The organism is Bacteroides sp. Ga6A2 (genome assembly GCF_000702225.1).
Taxonomy (GTDB): Bacteria; Bacteroidota; Bacteroidia; order Bacteroidales; family Bacteroidaceae; genus Ga6A1.
Genome location: NZ_KL370873.1, coordinates 171,073 through 185,784 on the forward strand (window position 1 = coordinate 171,073; position 14,712 = coordinate 185,784).

Annotated in this window: 7 protein-coding genes; 5 read left to right on the forward strand and 2 right to left on the reverse strand. The window is 45.9% G+C overall.

From position 1 onward, the window contains the following. Both T538_RS0115505 and T538_RS0115510 read right to left on the reverse strand, forming a co-directional pair. A complete protein-coding gene (locus T538_RS0115505) occupies nucleotides 1–1,350 on the reverse strand; it encodes an MFS transporter (RefSeq protein WP_031535001.1) in 1,350 nt (449 codons plus the stop codon). A gap of 175 nt (nucleotides 1,351–1,525) precedes the next feature. Continuing rightward, nucleotides 1,526–2,701 (reverse strand): glycoside hydrolase family 130 protein, encoded by a 1,176-nt coding sequence (locus T538_RS0115510; RefSeq protein WP_031534999.1) that lies wholly within the window; start codon nucleotides 2,699–2,701, stop codon nucleotides 1,526–1,528. Nucleotides 2,702–3,416: 715 nt separating this feature from the next. On the opposite strand from T538_RS0115510, the gene T538_RS0115515 reads away from it, so the two are divergent. Genes T538_RS0115515 through T538_RS0115535 form a run of 5 tightly spaced genes read left to right on the forward strand, consistent with a single transcriptional unit; the run spans nucleotide 3,417 to nucleotide 14,223 of the window. Continuing rightward, nucleotides 3,417–6,695: a SusC/RagA family TonB-linked outer membrane protein gene (locus T538_RS0115515; protein ID WP_031534995.1), complete on the forward strand. Its 3,279-nt coding sequence runs from the start codon at nucleotides 3,417–3,419 to the stop codon at nucleotides 6,693–6,695. Between the two features lie 25 nt (nucleotides 6,696–6,720). Beyond that, on the forward strand, nucleotides 6,721–8,472 hold the full coding sequence (locus tag T538_RS0115520; protein WP_031534993.1) for a RagB/SusD family nutrient uptake outer membrane protein: 1,752 nt from the start codon (nucleotides 6,721–6,723) through the stop codon (nucleotides 8,470–8,472). Nucleotides 8,473–8,493: 21 nt separating this feature from the next. Then, nucleotides 8,494–9,912: a glycan-binding surface protein gene (locus T538_RS0115525; RefSeq protein ID WP_031534991.1), complete on the forward strand. Its 1,419-nt coding sequence runs from the start codon at nucleotides 8,494–8,496 to the stop codon at nucleotides 9,910–9,912. A 16-nt stretch (nucleotides 9,913–9,928) separates the two neighbouring features. Beyond that, nucleotides 9,929–12,412 carry a hypothetical protein gene (locus T538_RS0115530; RefSeq protein ID WP_155993292.1) on the forward strand — a complete coding sequence of 828 codons (2,484 nt, stop codon included), beginning with the start codon at nucleotides 9,929–9,931 and terminating at the stop codon, nucleotides 12,410–12,412. A 14-nt stretch (nucleotides 12,413–12,426) separates the two neighbouring features. After that, complete coding sequence (locus T538_RS0115535; protein WP_031534987.1) at nucleotides 12,427–14,223, forward strand: glycosyl hydrolase; 1,797 nt, start codon at nucleotides 12,427–12,429, stop codon at nucleotides 14,221–14,223. The last annotated feature ends 489 nt before the right edge of the window (nucleotides 14,224–14,712 follow it).

Sequence of the window (14,712 nt, forward strand, 5' to 3'; positions counted from 1 at the left end):
TTATTTCTTTAGAGGGAACTTATATGCAAGCAAGCCCATCAGAGCCGCCATTATTGCAGGGAAGATTGAGAAAAGTGCCCACACCATTGTCTTTACAGACTCTTCGTTGGTGATGGTTACGATAGTCTCGCCCGTTGTCTCGTTAGTGGTAGATACGAGTCCTGCCATTCCGAGGAGCATCGCAATGAGCGAGCCTGAGATTGCACCGCCAAACTTCTGCGCCATCGTTCCTGACGAGAAGATAAGTCCGGTTGAAGAAGAGCCGAATTTCTCTGTTGCAAAGTCGGCAACATCAGCATACATAGACCACAACAGAGGCGAATAGAGTCCTGCACCTACCGATGTGAGGACAGAAACGGCTATCAGCACCCAGATGTACGACTTGTCCATTGGTATGAAGAAGTAGAGAAGAGACGTTGCAAAGCATATTACCGATGCCCACACAAACGCCATGCGCTTTGAGCCAATCCATCTTGTAAACGCAGGCGACAAGCCTCCGAAAATCATACAGGTGGCCTCGCCAATGCCCATAAATACGGTAAAGTTTATGATGAGGCTGCCCATAGTTATGTCGCCGCCAAGGCAGTATGTAAACATATATCCTGCCACGGCATAGCGGAAACCGTTGAAGAAGTTAGTGAATACGGCAACAAGGGTTATATAGCACCAAGGCTTATTCTTGAACAGATTGCCAAACTGACTGAACGAGAAACTCTCGGCACGCTTTGGTTTTATGCGCTCTTTTGTAAGCAGACCGCAGCCCATCGTCATAAGGCATGCTACAAATCCAAAGGCTGCTCCAAGCACGGCATACTGATGCTGCTCGCTACCGCCCACCAGTTTCTGAAGATAAGGGAAGATGAACAGCGTGATGAATCCCATAGCGTATGCTCCCACCATGCGGAACGACGAGAACTGGTTGCGCTCGTTGTCATCGTCGGTCATAACACCGAGGAGCGAGCCGTAAGGCACGTTTACGAGTGTGTACATAGCCATCATCAGAATGTAGAAACCGTATGCCCATACGCGCTTTGCCGTTATGCCCAAGTCGGGCGTAAAGAGCAACAGCGCGAACACCAGTCCGTAAGGGATTGCTCCGAAGATAAGCCAAGGGCGGTAAGTACCCCATCGTGTCTGCGTGCGGTCGGCAAGCGAGCCCATGATAGGGTCGGTAACAACATCGAACATTCGGGCTATGAGCATCAGCGCAGCGGCATCGGCAAAGGTAAGTCCGAACACATTGGTAAAGAACAGCGGAAATGCAATGGACATAATCTTCCATGTTACGCCGCCGGCAGCGGCATCGCCAAGTGCATATCCGATTTTTTCAGACAGATTATTAAATTTCATAGGTCTTTAAGTATTATTTGTATAATGGTTAAATTTGTTTCTATTGTTTTCTGATATCAGATTATTGCCGTGCAATCCTTTCATGGATTCAGGAAATGGGCGCTTTCACAAGTGCCCATTCCGCACCATGAAACTTACTAACTACACAAAAACAATTATTATTTAAATTCTAATATCAAAGATGTTTCATTATCTCAAGATTCTTCGCAATCTGTTTGTTCAGAGTCTCGACAGATGCGCTTGTGGTAAGTCCGTCGACCGGAGTACCCATGCAATAGTCAACGAGTTTGTCGATAGTGGATACCGCAACGTGCATTCTGGTGTCTGACGATGCGTAGTAAATCTTAACCGTTCCGTCCTCGTCGGCAATCCATCCGTTGGCAAAGAGCACGTTGCTCACGTCGCCCACTCTCTCCTCGCCTTCCGGCACCATGAAGAAGCCTCCCGGAGTTGCAATCTGTCGCGTAGGGTCGTCGAGGGCTGTCATGTACAGATACAGAACGTATCTCAGCCCGGCGGCACATGCTCTTACTCCGTGAGCCAGATGCAGCCACCCCTTTGGAGTCTTTATAGGGTGAGGGCCTTCGCCGTTCTTCACCTCTTTTATAGTATGATAGTGGCGCACGTCGATAATCTTCTCGTCGGTAACCACCGCATTTGTTATGTCGTCAACAAGAGCCCAGCCAATACCTCCGCCCGAGCCTGTGTCTATGAATCCGTCTTGCGGACGTGTGTAGAAAGCATACTTGCCGTCTACAAACTCGGGATGAAGCACCACGTTGCGCTGCTGGCTCTTACTCTTGAGGTCGGGCAGTCTGTACCATGTCTTCAGGTCCTTTGTGCGTGCAATGCCGGCTGTGGCTGTGGCAGCCGAGAGGTCGCCGGGCTGGCTGTCGTCGTGTCTTTCGGCACAGAAAACGCCGTAAATCCATCCGTCCTCGTGAGCCGTGAGGCGCATGTCGTATATGTTCGTTGCCGGAACAACATCATCGGGCATCGTAATAGGATAATCCCAGAAGCGGAAATTATCTATTCCGTTAGGGCTCTCTGCCACGGCAAAGAAGCTCTTGCGGTCTGCGCCCTCAACGCGCACAACTAGCAGATATTTACCGTTCCACTTTATCGCTCCCGAGTTGAGCGTGGCGTTCATCATTATGCGCTCCATAAGATATGGATTAGTATTCTCGTCAAGATCGTATCGCCAGAAGACCGGTGTATGCTTGTTTGTGAGCACAGGATTCTTGTATCTTGTAAAGATTCCGTTACCTTCTTCTACAGGCTCGTTCTTCACGCTCAGAAACTTTTCGTGTTCTGCAAGCAGCTTTGCTACTTTCTCATTGAAACAGCTCATGATTTAATTTTAATATAAGTAAACGTTTTGGTTTTTGATGATATTGTATGGGTTCTTAAAAGATTTGTTGGGCAAAAGTATGCAAGATATGTACAAAAAACAAATACTTTTTTTACCAAAATTCCGCATTGTGTAATAGTGTACGATAACAGTTTTAAAAAAATAAAAAGGTACGACTCATCACGAGCCATACCTAACCATGAAACTTACTAACTACACTAAAACATATATTCTTTCCATTTCTTTTGTGTGCTTCTCTTGTTTGTCCCGAAAAGCTACACAACCATATTTTTTCTATTGCAAATATAGAAACAAATATCTTAAAACAAAAGAAATTCGAGAAAAAAACAACGTCAAACTCGCGTTTTCTTGATTTATCTCACCTGCACAAATTATGTTGTACGCACACGATAATGACAACAGTTTTTTCTTCTTCAAAAAATTGCAGACAAAAGAGTTACAACGCTGCCCAAAATTTTCTGCGGCATGGTTATCCTACGTCAGTCATGCGCCTGACAACTCTGTACGAGAAAGCCAAAATGATATTATTTTAACCATTCTTTACACTGTAATAAAAATTGCAATTTATTTGACAATAAAATATTCTTTATACAAAAATTTTATTTAACTTAGCGAGCGAAACTATTAAAAATAGACAAGAGCTTATTTACAGAAAATTAAAACACTAGTAATAATTTAATACAGTAAAAAAAACATGAATCCAAACACCAGAAGAAAAGCATTACTTGCAGGTGCATGCATAGCATTCCTGCTTGGAAGTGCACCTTCAGCATTTGCGTTTAATCCCGAAGCAAGGATTAGCAGCGCGCAGGCTGAACAGGGCAGGAAAATTGTAGGTACTGTAGTAGACAACGACGGAGAGCCTATTATAGGCGCGAATATTGTTGTGAAAGGTACTGGCAATGGTACAATAACCGACTTGTCTGGTAACTTTACCATTATGACAAACGTTGGCGCAACCCTCGAAATCTCTTTCGTAGGCTACGAGACACAAGTCGTAAAGGCTACCGCATCTAAAATGAAAATTGTACTGAAAGATGACTCGAAGGCTATCGACGAGGTCGTTGTTGTTGGTTACGGAACGATGAAGAAGAGTGACTTGTCTGGCGCATCAGTATCTATGAGCGAGGACAAGATTAAAGGCTCTATCATCACATCGCTTGACCAGTCGCTTCAAGGACGTGCCGCCGGTGTAACATCTGTTTCAACATCAGGTGCACCGGGAACTTCATCGGCAATCCGCGTGCGCGGTACGGCAACTATCAATGCCGGTGCCGAGCCACTTTACGTTATCGACGGTGTGATTGTGCAGACTGGCGGAACATCGGGAGCAAGCTACGGTCTGGGCGATGCCCTCGGCAACGGCTCTACATCAACCATCTCACCTCTTTCTACTATCGACCCTGCCGACATTGTAAGCATGGAAATCCTGAAGGATGCATCGGCTACTGCCATCTACGGTGCTCAGGGTGCAAACGGTGTAGTCCTCATCACAACCAAACACGGAAAGACCGGTGAGGCTAAATTCTCGTACAACGGTATGGTGGCAGCTGCAAGACAGACAAAACGTCTTGACATGATGAACCTTAGAGAATTTGCAGAATTCTACAAGAGTTTTGTTGATGTTGGAGAGGCAGACAACACCCCTAACTATATAGACACATCGCTTTTGGGCAAGGGAACAAACTGGCAGGATGCCATTTTCCAGACTGCCTTGCAACACTCTCACCAGATTAGCGCACAAGGCGGTAGCGAGAAGGTGAAATACTACGTTTCTGGTTCGTACATGAATCAGGAAGGTACAATCATCGGCTCTAACTTCGAGCGTCTGTCGTTCCGAACGAATCTCGATGCCGACCTGAAGAAATGGCTGAAGCTGGGACTGAGCATCACCTATTCTAACACAAAGGATGACCTCAAGCTTGCCGACAGCGACGAGGGTCTTATTGGCTACTCTCTTACCTCATCGCCAGCCATACCTATTTATAACGTAGACGGTACATATTCTTCTATTTCAGAAAACGGCTACACAAATCCTAACCCTATCGCTCTTGCGTTGGAGGATGAAATTACCCTTAAACGACAGAAACTGACAGGTAATGTATTCTTGGAAATTAAACCATTCAAAGATATTACTTGGCATGCAGAAATTGGCTACGACATAGGTTACAGCAAAGGTGAGACATACGAGCCAGTGCTTAGTTTTGGACATTGGGCACGTCAAAAAAACGATAGCCATATACAAAAGAACAACAATACTTACTGGCAGTTGAAGAATTATGTCACCTACGCACATAAATTCGACAAGCATGATGTAACAGCTATGCTTGGTCAGGAATGTTGGGAAAGCCGCAATGACTACGAAATGATTTCAAATTCCGACTTACCATCAGACGAGGTACACAACCCAAAGTTGGGTAATGGTACAGCTTCTATAGACTACGGCTTCGGAAGCAGCGCAATGTCATCGTTCTTCACCCGTCTGACTTACAGTTTCGACAGCCGCTACAACCTTACCTACACATTACGTCGCGATGGTAGCTCTAACTTCGGTCCTAACAAGCGTTGGGCAAACTTCCATTCTATGGCTGGTTCATGGCGTTTTAGCAACGAGAAGTTTATGGAGTCTTTAAACGACATTATTAACAACGGTAAGATTCGCGTAGGTTGGGGACAGACTGGTAACTCTTCTATCGGCGGATACAAATGGGGGTCTCCTCTTATTATGATGGAATCAGACTTTGGTATAAGCTATCGACCAAAACAAGTAGCAAATCCAATCATTAAGTGGGAAACCCAAGAGCAGATTAATATTGGTCTCGACCTTGGTTTCTTCAACGATGCCATCACTATTACAGCAGATTGGTATCGCAAAGAGTCCAAGGACATGCTTATGCCTTTGCAGCTACCTTCTTACATGGGAACATTGGGCAATAGTTCATCTCGTCTTGAATCACCTTGGGGAAACTTTGGTGAAATTCGTAACACAGGTCTTGAAATCACAGTTGCCGCCCATCCGTTTAAAGGTGCGTTCAGATGGGATTCAGAGTTCCAAATCTCATTTAACAAGAACAAATTACTAAACCTTAATGACGGTTCTGGCAACTCAATCATTCCCGGATATGGACAGTGGACAGACATTGCTGCAGTATCAATGGTTGGCGAATCTCTATACAGTTTTTACGGCTTTGTTACTGACGGAATCTATACATCACTCGAAGATATAGAAACATCACCAAAGCCTGTAAAATATCCAACCAATGGAGCTTTCCACAAAAACTCAAACATCTGGGTTGGAGATATTAAATTCAAAGACATAAACAACGACGGAATCATTGACGAAAGAGACAGAACGAACATAGGCTCTCCTATGCCTAAGTTTACATTTGGATTCACTAATACGTTCTATTACAAGAACTTCGACCTCACCGTATTTATTAACGGTTCTTACGGAAACAAGGTTGCAAACTATTTGTCAAGAAGACTGACTCACATGCAGTATCTGTGGGATAATCAGCTGACGTCAGTTAAAGATCATGCCATTCTTGTTCCAATTGATCCAGACAAAGATTACTCTAACGTATTCCGCAGCGATGGTACACAAGTCTTTTTCTGGTATGATGATATCACAAATGTCAAAGTGGCAAACCCTAATACAAAAACTCCACGTGTTTCTATCGGCGATCCTAATGACAACGATGTCTTCAGCGACCGCTATATCGAGGACGGTTCATACATTCGCTTGAAGAATGTTTCTCTCGGATATACATTCCCTAAGAAAATGGTTTCTAAGCTTGGTATTGAAACATTACGTTTGTACACAAACATTCAGAATCTGCTGACTATCACCAATTATACAGGTTATGACCCTGAGGTTGGAACAAGTACGGCAAGCAATTACGTAATTGGACTGGATAATGGTCGATACCCTTCTCCAACAACCTATTCTTTCGGATTGAATATTACATTCTGATGTTGAACTCTTAAAAAGAAACAAAATGAAATTATCAAATATAAAGCTATACGCCGCAGCCATTGCAATAGGACTTTCTACGGTTTCTTGCGAGGACTTTCTTGACCGCCCGGCAGAAGATATATATAACGCAAGCAACTATTATCTAAACGACGCGCAATGTTATGGAGGTGCAAACTATCTGTATAGTTCGCCTTGGTACGATTTTCAGAGAGGTTTCATAAAGGTTGGCGAGGTGCTTTCGGGCAACTACTACTGGGGTTCAAGCCCTTACCTTACATTTACGGTAAACGGTACTGACGAGGACCTTGTAAACATGTCTAAATCTCTTTGGACTGTAATCGGTCACTCAAACGAGGTTTACAAGAACATCAGCGCGTCTTCTGGTCCTTCTGAGGCTGCCAAGAATGCAACCAAGGGCGAATGTCTTACTTGGAAGGCTCTCTCTTACTTCTTCCTTGTACGCTCGTTCGGCGAAGTGCCAATCATTCACAGCACTTCAGAAGAATTGGAGAAGAAGGAATACAATCAGGCTCACAAAGTTAAGAAGGCTGATGTTTACGAATACATCATCATGACTCTTGAAGAGGCTATGAAACTTCTGCCGAAGTCTGCCGATTCAGGTCGCCTCGACTACTACTCTGCCGAAGGTCTTCTTGCTAAGGTTTACCTTACAAAAGCAGGAGTTTCAGGCTCGCTGAACCAGAGCGACCTTGACAAGGCTGCAATGTATGCAAAGGATGTTATAGACAACTCAGGCCGTAAGCTCGAGGACAACTACGAAGACATCTTTAAACTTGCAAACAGATATACAAAAGAAGGTCTTATCGTTTGGAGATGGACAGCAGCAGGTACAAACTGGACTCGACAGAACTCACTCCAGAGCGACCTTGCAATGAACGGTATTGACGACTGGGGAGCAACTTGGGGCGGATGGAACGGTCTTAGCGTTGACCTTCAGGAGGCTTTCGGCGTAAAACTGCTGGAGCAGACTCCAAATGCTTGGAAGAATGCCGTAGATAGTCGCATAAAGGGTACAATGATGCTTCCGGGATTCGTTTACAGCCAATTCTGGCAGGATAAAGGCGGATTCGACTACATCAAGTTCATATACGATTACAGCGTATCAAGAAAACTTGAATCGGCAACAGGAGCAAACACCGTAAAACACATCTACGGCAACACAGCCGACCACAAAGCTGGTGCTGGCTGCTCTGATGCCCGCATGGCAAGCAGCGTTCCGACATTCATTCTTCGTCTTGCCGACGTTTATCTTGTATATGCCGAGGCTAAGATTGGCGCAAGCCGCGGAAGCACAACCGACGCGAGCGCAATAGACGCATTCTATGCCGTAAGACACCGTGCAATAAAGAATGCCGAAAGACCAAGTTCAGTTTCATGGGACGACATTTGGAAAGAACGCCGTCTTGAACTTGCAATGGAGGGCGACCGCTGGTACGACTATGTACGAGTTTCGTACTACGACCCAGATTTCTGCGTAAACGAGTTGCAGAACCAGAAGAGAAATCAGTTCTGGGGACTTGACGAACTTTATAAGGGATACAAAGAGAGCGGCTCTTGGAATGTTACAAGTTCAACAATGTACGACAACGTAACATCTGCGCCAAGCGTTGCATCAATGATGAAGAAAGACCCTGATTCGGGAAAGAGATACTTCTTTATGCCTATGCCAACAGACGACGTTGTGTTTAACCCTAACCTCGGTTCGAATGTTGACGGCATACACGTTGATGTACGAAACACTTACAGCTATTAACAGTCTAAAAACGTAAAGAAGATGAAAAAAACAAACAATATACTCTTGCTTGCCGCCATTGCTGCTGCCGGATTTGCATTCACTTCGTGCGAAGACCAGCCCGACAAGTTCGAGAATACATCGGGAATACCTTCTGTTAACTATATCAGAAGTCTTTCTGGCGAGACACAGAACCCAAACAAAGACCCAGAAGACAAGCACTACACCTTTGGCGAATTGGTCGAAAAGGCTTCTCCAAACGAAGTTCTCTGCCTTGTCGGAAACAACCTGAAGAGCGTTTACAAGGCTTTCTTCAACGACTGCGAGGTAACGCTCAACACCAGTTACATGGAGGACAAGACACTCATCCTTACCGTGCCTGAGCAAATTCCAACAAGAGTAACAGACAAAATCTATCTTGTAACAAAGAGCAACGATACCGTAAAGTACGACTTCCACGTTATCATCCCTGCTCCTACAATGAACATTGACGGCATGACATGCGAGTATGCCGAGCGAGGCTCTGTTGCCACAATCACAGGTAAATATATGATTGATGACCCAAGCTATCCTCTTACCGTTAAGTTTACAAGCGAAAACGGAAGTCTCATAAAAGCTGAGATAAAGAAAATAGCAGAAGACTACACTTCTATAGACTTTGTTATTCCAGAAGAGGCAGCCGAAGGTCCAATCTATGTTTCATCTATTTACGGTGAATCTAAGACTGTATTCAACTATATGGATTCGCGTGGCATGTTGTTCGACTTCGACGGAAAGACAGGTCTTGGCAACCACGGATGGCACAGCCGTACAATCAAATCCGATGAGACATCGCTCTGCGGCAACTTCCTGCAACTTGGCGAGAATGACGCAACTCTGTCGGAAGATGCTGGCTGGGACGACGCCAACTTCTCGTTCGAATACTGGGCTGGCTCATGGGACACTCCACAGAACATCACATCGGGCGACGGTATTGCCCTGTTCAATCTTGCCGACTTCAAGGACAGCCAGAACAAGGCTCTGAAGTTCGAGATGTACATTCCAAGCAGCAATCCATGGCAGGCTGGTGCAATGCAAATCTGCTTCCAGCCACTTGAACAGGTTACAATCTCGGGCAATGCCATAGAAGGCTACGACAATGTAGCAGCAGCCAACATGTACGTATTCAACGGCGAAGGAACTGGCGGCGACTGGGCTAAAGGCAAATGGGGACGCGGAATGTACCGCCCTTGGACTGAAACCGGAAAATTCGACACTGGCGACAAGTGGATTACAGTTACAATCCCTCTAACAAGCCTCATCTACGACCGCACCGGAGCTGTTACAGATACAAATAACACGCCAAGCAAGGAAACAGACTTTGCAAGCTTTACAATGTTTGTAATGGGCGGCGGCATAACGGGTACAGAATGTAGCCCTATAATTAAAGTCGACAACATCCGTGTTGTTCCTATCAAATAACTAAGACATGCTGATTATGAACAAGATATTTAAAATAGCATCATTCATGCTGCTTACCCTTACACTTACGGGCTTGCAGTCATGTAACAACGATGACTACTGCACATATCAGTACGACGCAGGCATCGTTAGACTAAACGCATACGGCCCTAACCCAGTTATCCGCGGCGGTCAGCTCCGCTTTGTGGGTAGCAACCTCGACCGCATCACAAAGGTCGAGATTCCGGGAGTAAGCCCAATAACCAACATCGAGGTTGTAAAGAAAGGTACGGAGAGCGAGATTCGCGTAACCGTTCCAAAGGACGGCCCTGAAATTGGCTTCGTAACCCTTACAGACAATACCGATGCCAAGTACACAACTAAAACGAAACTCGAATACACCGAAAACATCGAGTTCGAGAAGTTTGCACCTGCAACAGCAATGCCGGGCGAAGAGATAACCATCAGCGGCGACTATCTGAACAACGTTCACATGGTTGAATTTGCCGAGAATGTCTACGTTTCAGAAGACGAGTTTACAAAGCACGACAGATACGAAATTAAGGTTGTCGTGCCAGAGGCTGCCCGCACAGGCAAAATCTCGCTTTTCGACAAGGACATCACAAAGCAGGAAGACAGCAATGCTGATGTTTCTTACAACATCATCAAGAGCGAAGAGGCCCTCATCGTCGGAACTCCTGTTGTAGGCAAGATTTCAACTACCAGAAGCGGTGCTGTCGATGCTCTCGGCACAGTTACAGCCAAGATGAACGAGACGATTACCGTAAGCGGTGATTACCTGAACCTTGTTTCGAGCTTCAAGTTCGGCGAGAAGGGCGACGGCAACGAAGTATTTGTCGAGGATTACTCGCTCAGCGACGACAGCAAGACTATTTCGTTCACTCTCCCAGCCACCGCTCCCGACGGCGATTTCAGCATCGTCTGCACATCTGGCGTGCTTGTTCCTGTGGGTAAGGTTGTAACCATCATCCCTACGGAGTGTGTTGCCTCTCCTGCTCCAGTCAAGGCTGGCGAAACGCTCACAATAAGCGGTAAAGACCTTGATGTTGTAAGCGCAGTAAGTATGCTTAACATAAGCAACGAACCTGTTGAGGCTACCTTCAAGTACGAAAACGGAAAGATTGTCATCAGCCCTGTTCCTGAGAAAGCCGTAGAGGGCAATTTGACTCTACACATGGCTAACGGAAACAGCGTTGACGTTCCGTTCACTCTGGTTAAGCCTGCCGTAACATCGTACAGCACAAACAGCGTGAGCGCAGGAGGCGCACTCTCTATCAACGGTACCAACCTCGACCTCGTAAAGAAGGTTACGTTCAACGGCAGCGAGAATCCTGTTGAGGTAACAGCCGAGAATAACGGAACAGTCATCAACCTTACCGTTCCTATGGATTCGCAGACTGGAGCACCAACATTAACCCTTGTAAACGGAACAACCGTTGAATGTCCAAGCATCAGCATCGTTGAGGCTGTATTCTGCTACGCTACCGAACTTCCGGGTGAGGATGCCGAGAATAAGGCTGGCGAGACGCTCACGATAAAGGCCAAGAACATCGACAAACTGACATCTATCGAGATTAACGGCGAAAAGTGCCAGTACGTTGTTTCTAAAGACCAGATTATCATCGGTATTCCTGAGAATGCATCGGCACAGTCTACAATGAAGCTGATTTCTTCGAACGGTGAGATTTCTTACAACATTACTGTAATTCCAAACACCGAGCGCACAACGGTAATCTGGAACAAAGGTCCGGTAATGCTTACATGGAGCGCAGAAGGTCAGATTTACATCTCAGACAGTTATTTCAACGACATTGCCGAAGGTACAGTCCTGCATCTGTACATCACTCAGACCGAGAACTGGGGACAGATTCAGCTTAACAACGGTAGCTGGAGCCAGATTCCAACAGCCGAGTGGACAAACAACGGGGCTATGGGATATATTACAACAAGCAACATAAACGATGCAAGCGCAACATGCGTCGACATCACCCTTACAAAGGAGGTTCTCGACAACATCAGAGCAAATGCCGCTTACGGAAACGCACTCATATTCCAAGGTCAGGACATAATTCTGAACAAGGTTACAATGACCGAGCACATCAGCCTCGAAACAACAATCTGGAAGGGTGAAAAGGCTCTGGACTGGGGCGACGGAAACAGAGTTTGTCTGCCAGCATCTGTCTTCGAGACAGCCAAACCTAAGCAGAAACTGCGCTTCTACTATACATTCAACACAAACGCTTGGGGCTGTATGCAGTTCTTCGACGGCAAATGGGCAAATTTGGTATTCCCAGGTTACGAAAAGAACCAGATTGATGTTCCTTCAACATATTCGGGTACAGATGCCATAACAGATGGCGTTACTGAGGTTGAACTGACAAGCGAAATCATTGCCCAACTTCTGGCAAGCCGTCAGGACTGCGGTGCAGAGAACGCACAAGACGTAGCAGTCATAATACAAGGCTCAAACTGCACAATGAAGAAGGTTACAATCGAATAAAAAACAACTGAACAATGAAAAAACTTATATTTTCAACACCACTCATACTCGCAGCAGCCTTCGGGCTTGCTGCCTGTATGGATACCGATGCCCAATACAACATTCCGCAGGTCGATGCGCCTGCACTCGTAAGCACCTATCCGGCTTCGGGCGAAACGGTAAGCGCAAGCGATAAAGGCGAACTTACACTCACAGTAAAGTACAACAAGCGAGTGTTCTTTGCATCGAGCACATACAACAAGATTCAATTCTCTGGCGGCACAATAAGCAAGGCTATCGTTTACGGCACAGACAGCGTGCTGACAATAAACGTGAAGGACCTAAAGCCGGGCGCACAATGCAGCGTCACCATTCCGCAGGGCTTGGTAACTGGTCCTAACAAAATGGAAGCCGGAGCGGTTACATACTCGTTCAACATCAAAGCACCTGCTCCGCTCGACAAGAATCCTGCCTCTGCCACATCCGACGAGGCAAAGAAACTGTACGCCTTCCTGAGCGACAACTTCGAAAGCAAGACAATATCTGGAATGATGGCAGACGTTAGTTGGAACAACAAGGAGGCTGAAAAGGTGAACGGCTACATCGGAAAATATCCGGCTATAAACGGATACGACTACATACACATTCCAGCAAGCGTTGCCGGAGCAAACTGGATTAACTATAACGACATCACTCCGCTGAAGGAATGGAGCGACAACGGCGGCATTGTAACCATTGGCTGGCACTGGTGCGTTCCGTCTGTCGAGGTTACAACCGAAAAACCTTCTGCCGAGCAGCCAACAACAACCGAGACCACGGTTTGGGAAGGCTCAGAGAATATCGGCAACGACTGGGCAAAGAACGTTACTATTGCAAACGACAAGTTTGCAGGCATCACGGCCGGCACAATAATAAAGATTTATGCCGACCACAACAGCGATGTAACCTACTGGCAAATAAAGCCTGTCGATGGCAGTTGGAGTGAAATTACAAGCCACAAGGACCTTGCAAACGAATGGGGAACTATCGACCTTGGCAGCGCAACCGAAACCCAGTTTGCCCTAAACGAGGCTGATGCAAAATCAATCTCAGAAACAGGCTTAATTATTATGGGATACGGCATCACGGTTAAGAAAGTAAGCATAATACAGACGGCAGCAAATGCCAAGAAACGCACACGCGCAGCCGTAAGCATAGCCTCTCTCGACCCAGGCAAGGATTTCAGTTACAACACAAAGGATTTCTCAATACACAACGCTGTTACCGAAGGAACTTGGGAGAACGCCTTCGTTAAGTACGACCTTGCCAACGCTGCCGGCTACCTCAAGAAGGTTCAGGAGGCTGGAATACCTGTTTTGTGGCGTCCACTGCACGAGGCATCGGGCAAATGGTTCTGGTGGGGCATGGGCACTCCAGAAGACTACAAGAAACTGTGGATTATGATGTTCGACTACTTCAAGACTGAGGGCATCAACAATCTTATCTGGGTTTGGACATCGCAGGTTGACGATGACGACTGGTATCCGGGCGACAAGTATGTTGATGTTATCGGCGTAGACATCTACGGCGGAACAACAGCCAACGCGGTTGAGAAATATCAGAAGGTGCGCACGGCTCACAGCAACAAGATTGTTACTCTTAGCGAATGTGGTTACAGCGAGTACGAGCCTGCCGGCATCATTCCAACCATAAACGAGCAGATTGGCGCAGGTGCAAAATGGGCTTGGTTCATGCCTTGGTATAGCACCGACGTTCACGCTCCACAGAGTTGGTGGGAAGCAATAAAAGATGATGCCAACATTCTATGGCGCGGCGACATCAACCTGAAATAATCTCTCTACAAAAATGATTCTATAATGAAAGTGCTGTCTCGATATTGGTGAGGCAGCACTTTCTTTTTGCGAGTTTTTTTCAATTTTCAGGTTCGGGATGCCTTCGGGATTCGTTCGAGACGCTTGGTACAGTTTTCAACTTTCAACTCTCAACTTTCTCTAAGTTTGCAGATGATTGCGGCGCAGCCGCATAAGAAAGCAAATTGGTCGAGAAAAACAATAGCAATTCAAGACAGTTTCTTACCTTTGTCGTTGTAAGGAAGAATCGGTCTGTCGAAGAGGTAAACCTGTCAACTTTCCAGAACGGAGTCTATAAATTGTTTAGGACCTCCCAGACATAGTTGCAAAGACAAGATAGAAAGTTATCGGCATAGAGCCTCGTTAGAGTGTTAGTCCATACAACTATTGACCAATTCTTTAAAAATACAGATACAAAAGTATGAAAAAATTATTTGTTGGAATTGACTTTTCGAAAGAAAAAATTGATGT

Bases quoted from the DNA above. Each gene is read 5' to 3' on its own strand.
- T538_RS0115505 (WP_031535001.1), bottom strand. From the start codon at position 1,350: ATGAAATTTAATAATCTGTCTGAAAAAATCGGATATGCACTTGGCGAT.
- T538_RS0115510 (WP_031534999.1), bottom strand. From the start codon at position 2,701: ATGAGCTGTTTCAATGAGAAAGTAGCAAAGCTGCTTGCAGAACACGAA.
- T538_RS0115515 (WP_031534995.1), top strand. From the start codon at position 3,417: ATGAATCCAAACACCAGAAGAAAAGCATTACTTGCAGGTGCATGCATA.
- T538_RS0115520 (WP_031534993.1), top strand. From the start codon at position 6,721: ATGAAATTATCAAATATAAAGCTATACGCCGCAGCCATTGCAATAGGA.
- T538_RS0115525 (WP_031534991.1), top strand. From the start codon at position 8,494: ATGAAAAAAACAAACAATATACTCTTGCTTGCCGCCATTGCTGCTGCC.
- T538_RS0115530 (WP_155993292.1), top strand. From the start codon at position 9,929: ATGAACAAGATATTTAAAATAGCATCATTCATGCTGCTTACCCTTACA.
- T538_RS0115535 (WP_031534987.1), top strand. From the start codon at position 12,427: ATGAAAAAACTTATATTTTCAACACCACTCATACTCGCAGCAGCCTTC.